The organism is Mannheimia sp. (genome assembly GCF_056854775.1).
This window is the reverse complement of sequence record NZ_JBXGGI010000113.1, coordinates 1-7,239: the sequence shown is the minus strand read 5'-3', so window position 1 is coordinate 7,239 and position 7,239 is coordinate 1. Positions and strand designations below refer to the sequence as shown.

The 7,239-nt window shown below is 39.9% G+C and carries 7 protein-coding genes and 1 riboswitch; of the genes, 3 read left to right on the top strand and 4 right to left on the bottom strand.

The window, feature by feature from the left end; all coding sequences use genetic code 11:
• Window positions 1–665: transporter associated domain-containing protein (locus ACJHV0_RS08140; protein ID WP_483133879.1), on the top strand; the 665-nt coding region annotated here is incomplete at its 5' end.
• A 57-nt stretch (window positions 666–722) separates the two neighbouring features.
• Complete coding sequence (gene lnt / locus ACJHV0_RS08135; protein ID WP_483133878.1) at window positions 723–2,228, top strand: apolipoprotein N-acyltransferase; 1,506 nt, start codon at window positions 723–725, stop codon at window positions 2,226–2,228.
• Window positions 2,229–2,273: 45 nt separating this feature from the next.
• Here the strand turns inward: lnt and ribH are convergent, their stop codons facing one another.
• From ribH to ribD, 4 genes are all read right to left on the bottom strand, one after another.
• Complete coding sequence (gene ribH, locus ACJHV0_RS08130) at window positions 2,274–2,738, bottom strand: 6,7-dimethyl-8-ribityllumazine synthase (protein ID WP_025236298.1); 465 nt, start codon at window positions 2,736–2,738, stop codon at window positions 2,274–2,276.
• Window positions 2,739–2,845: 107 nt separating this feature from the next.
• The gene (locus ACJHV0_RS08125; RefSeq protein ID WP_334248184.1) at window positions 2,846–4,045 is read right to left on the bottom strand and encodes a bifunctional 3,4-dihydroxy-2-butanone-4-phosphate synthase/GTP cyclohydrolase II; all 1,200 of its coding nucleotides are present in this window, start codon (window positions 4,043–4,045) and stop codon (window positions 2,846–2,848) included.
• A gap of 11 nt (window positions 4,046–4,056) precedes the next feature.
• Entirely contained in the window at window positions 4,057–4,704 is a 648-nt protein-coding gene (gene ribE, locus ACJHV0_RS08120; RefSeq protein WP_178217169.1) for a riboflavin synthase, read from the bottom strand.
• Window positions 4,705–5,799 carry a bifunctional diaminohydroxyphosphoribosylaminopyrimidine deaminase/5-amino-6-(5-phosphoribosylamino)uracil reductase RibD gene (gene ribD / locus ACJHV0_RS08115; protein WP_483133877.1) on the bottom strand — a complete coding sequence of 365 codons (1,095 nt, stop codon included), beginning with the start codon at window positions 5,797–5,799 and terminating at the stop codon, window positions 4,705–4,707.
• Window positions 5,800–5,980: 181 nt separating this feature from the next.
• Window positions 5,981–6,106, bottom strand: a riboswitch (FMN riboswitch).
• A gap of 204 nt (window positions 6,107–6,310) precedes the next feature.
• On the opposite strand from ribD, the gene ACJHV0_RS08110 reads away from it, so the two are divergent.
• On the top strand, window positions 6,311–7,239 hold a 929-nt coding region (locus ACJHV0_RS08110; protein ID WP_483133876.1), incomplete at its 3' end, for an LON peptidase substrate-binding domain-containing protein.

Sequence of the window (7,239 nt, the reverse complement as noted above, 5' to 3'; positions counted from 1 at the left end):
AAATTGTATTTATTGATGCTAATGAACCGCTGGAAATTTTTATTGATGTGATTGTGGAATCCGCCCACTCACGTTTTCCTGTTATTCGTGGCGAGAAAGATACCATTGAAGGCATTCTGCATTCAAAAGATTTGCTCAAATATTTACGTTCTGATTCTGAGCCATTTAATCTGCAAGAAATTCTACGCCCAGCCGTAATTGTGCCGGAAAGTAAGCGATTAGACAGAATGTTAAAAGAATTCCGTTCCGAGCGTTTTCATATGGCAGTCGTAGTTGATGAATTTGGGGCTGTATCCGGTTTAGTTACTATTGAAGATATTCTTGAACAAATTGTTGGCGATATTGATGATGAGTTCGATGAAGAAGAAGTGAAGCCGATTCGCCAACTTTCGAGACATACTTATGCTGTGTTACCACTTACTGATATTAAAAAATTCAATGAGTTTTTTGCAACCAACTTCAATGATGAAGAGGTTGATACCATTGGTGGGCTGATAATGAAAGCATTTGGTTACTTCCCAAAACGTGGCGAACAAATTGAACTGGAAGGCATTGGTTTTAAAGTAACTTCTGCTAATAGTCGCCAGTTAATTCAACTGCGAGTAACGCTTTCTGATGAACAATTAGAAAAAATGGAACAACACTCGCAAAGCGAAGAAGAATAAATTTTTTAATTATCTAAAAGGCACGTTTAGGCGTGCCTCTCTTATTTAGTGAGAACTATGAATTTTGCAAAAAATCCACCAATTATAACCGCTTGTATTGCTACTCTACTGCTAGGTGCAGTTGGCACTTTCGCCTACTCTCCGTTTGATATTTGGGTTCTCGCCTTTATCTCCTGTGCAGGCTTAATTTGGGCTGCAACACTTGAGCAGAGAAAAACCGCATTGTGGGCAACATTCGCTTGGTCTATAGGCTATTTCTGCACAGGCGTGAACTGGGTATCGGTCAGTATGACCCAATTCGGCGGAGTGCCTGTAGTCGTTAGTTATATCGCTGTTTTTCTACTTGCTTGTTATTTAGCCATTTATAACTTGCTCTTTAGCGTTCTCTCACGCAAATTCAGGCTGAATAACCCGTTTGCTCTCGCAGCAATTTTCACCTTTACCGAATATTTGCGTGGCGTGGTATTTACAGGTTTCCCTTGGCTACAATTTGGTTATAGCTTAATTGATAGTCCTTTTGCCGGTATCGCTCCAATTTTTGGGGTAGAAGGATTAACTTTCTTTGTAGTAGTAGCAAGTGGCTATTTAGTCAAACTGCTGAAGCAAGAAAGCAAACCACTCAAATCACTCGCCTTACTAGCGGTCATTTTTTCGTTAAGTTTTGCAACCCGCTTCCTTAACTTTGTGCAAATTGATGAAGAAAAACAACCGCTTGTAGTAAGCCTTGTGCAAGGAAATATTGAGCAGAAAATGAAATGGGATCCTCAGCATTTCAATTTTAGTGTAAAAACCTACGAGCAACTCATTCTGCCTTATTTAGGTAAAACCGATGTAATTATTTTGCCTGAATCTGCAATCCCAGCTCTTGAAAATCAAATTGGCGGCATTTTAGGTGCTTTAGATAATCTCTCTCGCCAAACTGGTAGTGAGATTATTATCGGCACACTCTATGAAAATGAGAAAGCGGAATTGTTTAATAGCACAGTGCTGTTAGGGCAAGACAAGCCTTACGATTTACACGCCAGCAAGCGTTATAACAAACACCATCTAGTGCCATTTGGTGAATATGTGCCCTTTGGCTCGGTATTAGATTGGATGCGAGAAGTCTTTATTCTACCTATTAATCTTTCTCAAGGCAGCTTTATTCAAAGCCCAATGATGGCAAAAAACAACCGTTTTAATCTGGCAATTTGCTATGAAATTATTTTTGGCGATCAGGTGCAACAAAACCAAAAAAGTCAAAATGCGGATTATCTCTTAACCATTACTAATGATGCGTGGTTTGGCTCAAGTATTGGTCCGTGGCAACATTTCCAAATGGCAAGAATGCGAGCGTTAGAACTTGGCAAACCACTTGTACGAGCAGCAAATACCGGGATCACTGCTATTGTGGATGCAAATGGAAAAATTATTCAGCAACTGCCTCAATTTACCACAGAGGTGCTGACCGCTACCCTCAAGCCAACCAAAGGTGATACGCCTTTCAAACAATTTGGCTCTTGGCTGATTTATGGATTGAGTTTAATCTGTTTAATAATTAGCTTCTTGATTAGAAGAAGATAAAAAAATCCCCTTAGCATTTTCGTTCTAAGGGGATTTTTTAATTTGTTAGCCTAACATTTTTAATAGGTTAGCCATTTCGATCGCAACCATCGCACACTCTTCGCCTTTATTACCGGCTTTAGTGCCTGAACGCTCAATCGCCTGCTCTAAGTTTTCTACGGTTAAAATACCATTGATAATCGGCACACCGGTTTCTAATGCAGAACTACTAATGCCTTTTGCTGATTCATTTACCACCACATCATAATGGCTGGTTGCTCCACGCACCACCGCACCTAAACAGATAATCGCATCATATTTCCCACTTTGTGCCATTTTTTTTGCTGCAATTGAGATTTCTAATGCACCCGGTACCCAAACAGTATCAATATTTTCTGCTTCCACTCCGTGACGAAGCAATTTATCAGTTGCACCGTTGAGCAGTTGATCAATAAAGATTTTATGCCAGTTCGTTGCCACAATACCGAATTTTAAACCTGTCGCAATATAATTACCTTGAAATGTTGCCATTTTTTGTTTTCCTTCTTTAAAAATAAATTTGATATTTCAATTAAGCACTACAAGCGGTCATTTTTTTACTAAATGTTTGCAAATTACCCTTGTACCAGAGAATTTCATTAAAAATTAAACATATGTCGCATTTTGTGCTGTTTAACTTTGAGGTATTCCAAATCGTGTTCGTTTGGCTCAACCATAATTGGCTCACGAGCCACCACATTTAACCCTTGCTCAATAAGCCCTTCGATTTTTGCAGGATTATTAGTGAGCAAGCGAATAGACTTCACGCCCAGTTTTTCAAACATTTGAGCCGCAATGTAATATTCACGCTCATCATCCTTAAAGCCTAGTGCAAGATTAGCTTCAACAGTATCCATTCCTCTATCTTGCAATTCATAAGCACGTAGTTTGTTGATTAAGCCAATGCCTCGTCCTTCTTGGCGTAAATAAAGTACGACACCTCTGCCCTCTGCTTCAACTTGGCTCATTGCCGCAGCAAATTGTTGCCCACAATCGCAACGTTGAGAACCAAACGCATCACCTGTTAAACATTCTGAATGAATACGGCATAACACATTTTCGCCATCGCCAATATCGCCTTTTACCAGTGCAACGTGCTCTTTGCCGGATAAAGTTTCAACAAAGCTATGTGCTTTAAATTCACCATATTTAGTCGGCATATTCACAACCGATACTACATCAACCAGGCTATCGTGTTTTCTACGATACTCTTGCAGCTGCTGAATCGTAATAAACGGCATATTATGCTCTTTCGCAAAGGCTTGAAGTTCAGGCATTTGCATCATTGTGCCGTCTTCTGCCATAATTTCACAGCAAAGTCCTGCCGGTTTTAAACCTGCAAGGCGAGCCAAATCCACCGTAGCTTCGGTATGACCGTTACGCACCAACACCCCACCGTCTTTAGCGACTAAAGGGAAAACGTGCCCCGGACGACGGAAATCTTCCGCTTTTGCGTTTTCATCTAATATTTTCATACAAGTGAGAGAACGCTCAAAAGCCGAAATGCCAGTGCCCGTCTCAATATGATCGACAGAAACGGTAAACGCTGTTTGATGATTATCTTTATTTACGACCACCATCGGGTGAAAATCCAATCGCTCCGCAATGTCGGTAGAAATAGGCGTACAAATTAAACCTTTGCCATATTTCGCCATAAAATTGATATTTTCCGGTGTGGCAAATTCTGCTGCACAGATGAAATCGCCCTCGTTTTCACGATCCGCATCATCACTGACTAAAATAATTTTACCTGCGGCAATCGCTTGAATAGCTTCTTCTACAGTTGAAAATTTAAACATTATTTATCCTTTTAAAATCCTGCATTTTTTAGAAAATCGACCGTAAGTTTACTCGGTGGGTTTTCAGGTTCTTTTTTCAATAAAAACTGTTCGATATATTTACCGACAATATCGTTTTCTAAATTCACAAGGCTACCGATTTTTTTCGAGCCTAAATTTGTTTCTTTGATCGTATGCGGAATAATCGATACACGAAATGATTCGTCATTCACATCAACTACGGTTAAGCTAATGCCATCAATAGTAATTGAGCCTTTCTCAATGATATAACGCAACAGTTTCGGCGAAGCATTGATACGATACCAAGTGGCATTATCCGCAGGAGTAATTTCGGCAACGGTGCCTGTTCCGTCAATATGACCTGACACAATATGCCCTCCGAAACGCCCATTTGCCGCCATTGCTCGCTCTAAATTAACCGGACTGTTTAGGCTCAATTCGCCAAGTGAAGTGCGTTTTAGGGTTTCCGACATCACATCTGCGGTAAATTGCTCTTTCGTAAAAGAAGTTACCGTTAAACAAACACCATTTACCGCAATGCTATCGCCTAATTGCACATCAGTAAGCACTTTTTTAGCTTTGACAGTAACAACCGCAAATTCGCCTTGCTTTTTGATTTGTGCGATTTGACCAACTTCTTCGATAATACCTGTGAACATTTATTTTCCTTGCTTCACTTCATAATCTAATAAAATATCTTCACCGATCAGCTCGGTAGATTTCAGTTTTAATTTGACCGCTTGGGCTAACTCGCCTATTCCCTCTCCGCTGATTGGGGTTTTAGCATTTTGTCCACCCACCAATTTGGGGGCGATATAGCAATGCACTCTGTTTACACAACCTGCTTTTAATGCACTGAAATTCAGGCTTGAACCGCCCTCAATTAATAAACTGTCAATTTGCATTTCGCCTAGTTTTTGCAAAAAATCGAGCAAATCTACCCGCTTGTTATCCGCTTTTGTTACTACAATTTCCACTCCAAGTTGTTGATAGGCTTCGTGAGCTTTCGTGTCATCATTTAATGTTGCAATAACGGTGCGATACTCTTTTGCTGTTTGCACTAATTTGCAATCTAGCGGCGTTCTTAACTGGCTATCACAAACAATTCTCACGGGCTGCTTGGCATTTGGCATTCGGCTATTAAGCATTGGATCGTCTGCTAAAACAGTTTCTACCCCTACCATAATGGAACTATATTGATGGCGGGTTTCTTGCACTTTAGCTCGAGCTTGCTCGCCTGTAATCCATTTTGATTCACCTGTGCTGGTCGCAATTTTGCCGTCTGCCGTCATCGCATATTTCAGCAACACATAAGGGCGTTTAGTTTGAATGTAATGGAAAAAAATCGGATTTAATTCATCACATTCTGCCCGCATAAAATCCTCAATAACATCCACCCCGGCGGCTCTAAGCTGTTCTGATCCTTTACCTGAAACAAGTGGATTTGGATCACGAGAACCGATGAACACTTTCTTAATTCCTCGCTCAATCAATAAATTAGAACAAGGCGGCGTTCGTCCATAATGGCAGCAAGGCTCAAGCGTAACGTAAGCAGTAGCCCCTACTAAATCCTGCTCGGAGCGTAAAATCGCATTACGTTCAGCGTGCCATTCTCCGTATTTTTCGTGGTAACCTTCAGCGATAATTTCGCCATCTTTTACAATTACACAACCTACTAAAGGGTTCGGATTTGTCCAACCTTTTGCTTTCTTGGCAAGTTCAATGGCATAAGCCATATATTGAGCATCTTTCATACAAATTTTTGATAAATTGAGGGCGTGCTGAAAGGATTATTTTCAATACAAGCGGTGAATTTTTAGGAAAATTTTGCAATTCCGCTTGTAGTTAAAAATAATGAAGCCTTGAAATCTTACGATCTCAAGGCTTGCAAAAAAGGAATGAAAAACAACCGCTTGCACAGTGCTTTCAATATGATAACCTCTTCTTCCATCCAGACTATACTGTCGGTACCGGAGTTTCACCGGTTCCTGCCAAACCTTTTTCGTTTCGCTCGCGGACTTTACCGCCGATCGGGAATTTCACCCTGCCCTGAAGATTAAAATTGGTGAGAATTCTGCTCGCATTCTAAGTTTATGTCAAGCAAGAAATTGAGCAAATTGCTCTGGTTTTAACGATTGATTAAATCGTCATCATCTACTGTTTAAGCCTATTGAGTTTTTTTAATATAAATCAAATTTTCCCTTGTTTTTCCCAAATTCGTCCTCATAATGGGATAACGATATTTTAGATAGAGAGAGCAAATTTATGGCACCAAGAAAAAAGAAAGCAATTGAATTACCACTACTTCCATTGCGTGATGTGGTGGTGTTCCCATATATGGTTATGCCGTTATTTGTAGGTCGTGAAAAATCAATTCAAGCCCTACGTTCGGCGATGGATTCGAATAAACAACTGTTTTTAGTTACTCAACAAGACCCGAATAAAGAAGATCCAAGTAAAGACGATATGTATTCTGTTGGCGTAACCGCTAACATCATTCAAATGTTAAACTTGCCGGATGGCACGGTAAAAGTGCTGGTTGAAGGGCAAACTCGTGCCAAAATTGAGCAAATTCACGATGATGAAAACGGCTTTTGGGCGGCAATTCAGCCTATTTATTCTGAATATGATGAAGAAAACGAAGAATTAAAAACTATTGCCAAAACAACTTTAACCGAATTTGAAAATTACGTTAAAAATAATAAAAAAATTCCAGCGGAAATTATTCCTAAACTACAAAAAATTACGCTTGAAGATCGTCTCGCCGATACGATTGCTTCTAACTTAATTGCCCCTGTCAAGAAAAAACAAGAACTGTTAGAGCAACCGAATCTCATTGCTCGTTTTGAAGCCTTATTAATTGCGATGGCAACGGAAATGGATACCCTTGAAACGGAAACCCGTATCCGTAATCGTGTGAAACAGCAGATGGAAAAAAACCAGCGTGATTACTATCTCAATGAACAAATCAAAGCTATTCAGAAAGAGTTAGGCAATGGCGATGATGTTGAGCAGAGTGAGTTAGATAAGCTCAAAGAAAAAATTGATGCGGCTAAATTACCAACAGATGTAAAAGAGAAATTGGATAATGAATTTAAAAAGCTAAAAGCAATGCCGCAAAGCTCGTCAGAAGCAACGGTTGTGCGTACTTATATCGACTGGATTTTACAAATGCCTTGGCATAAAAAATCGGC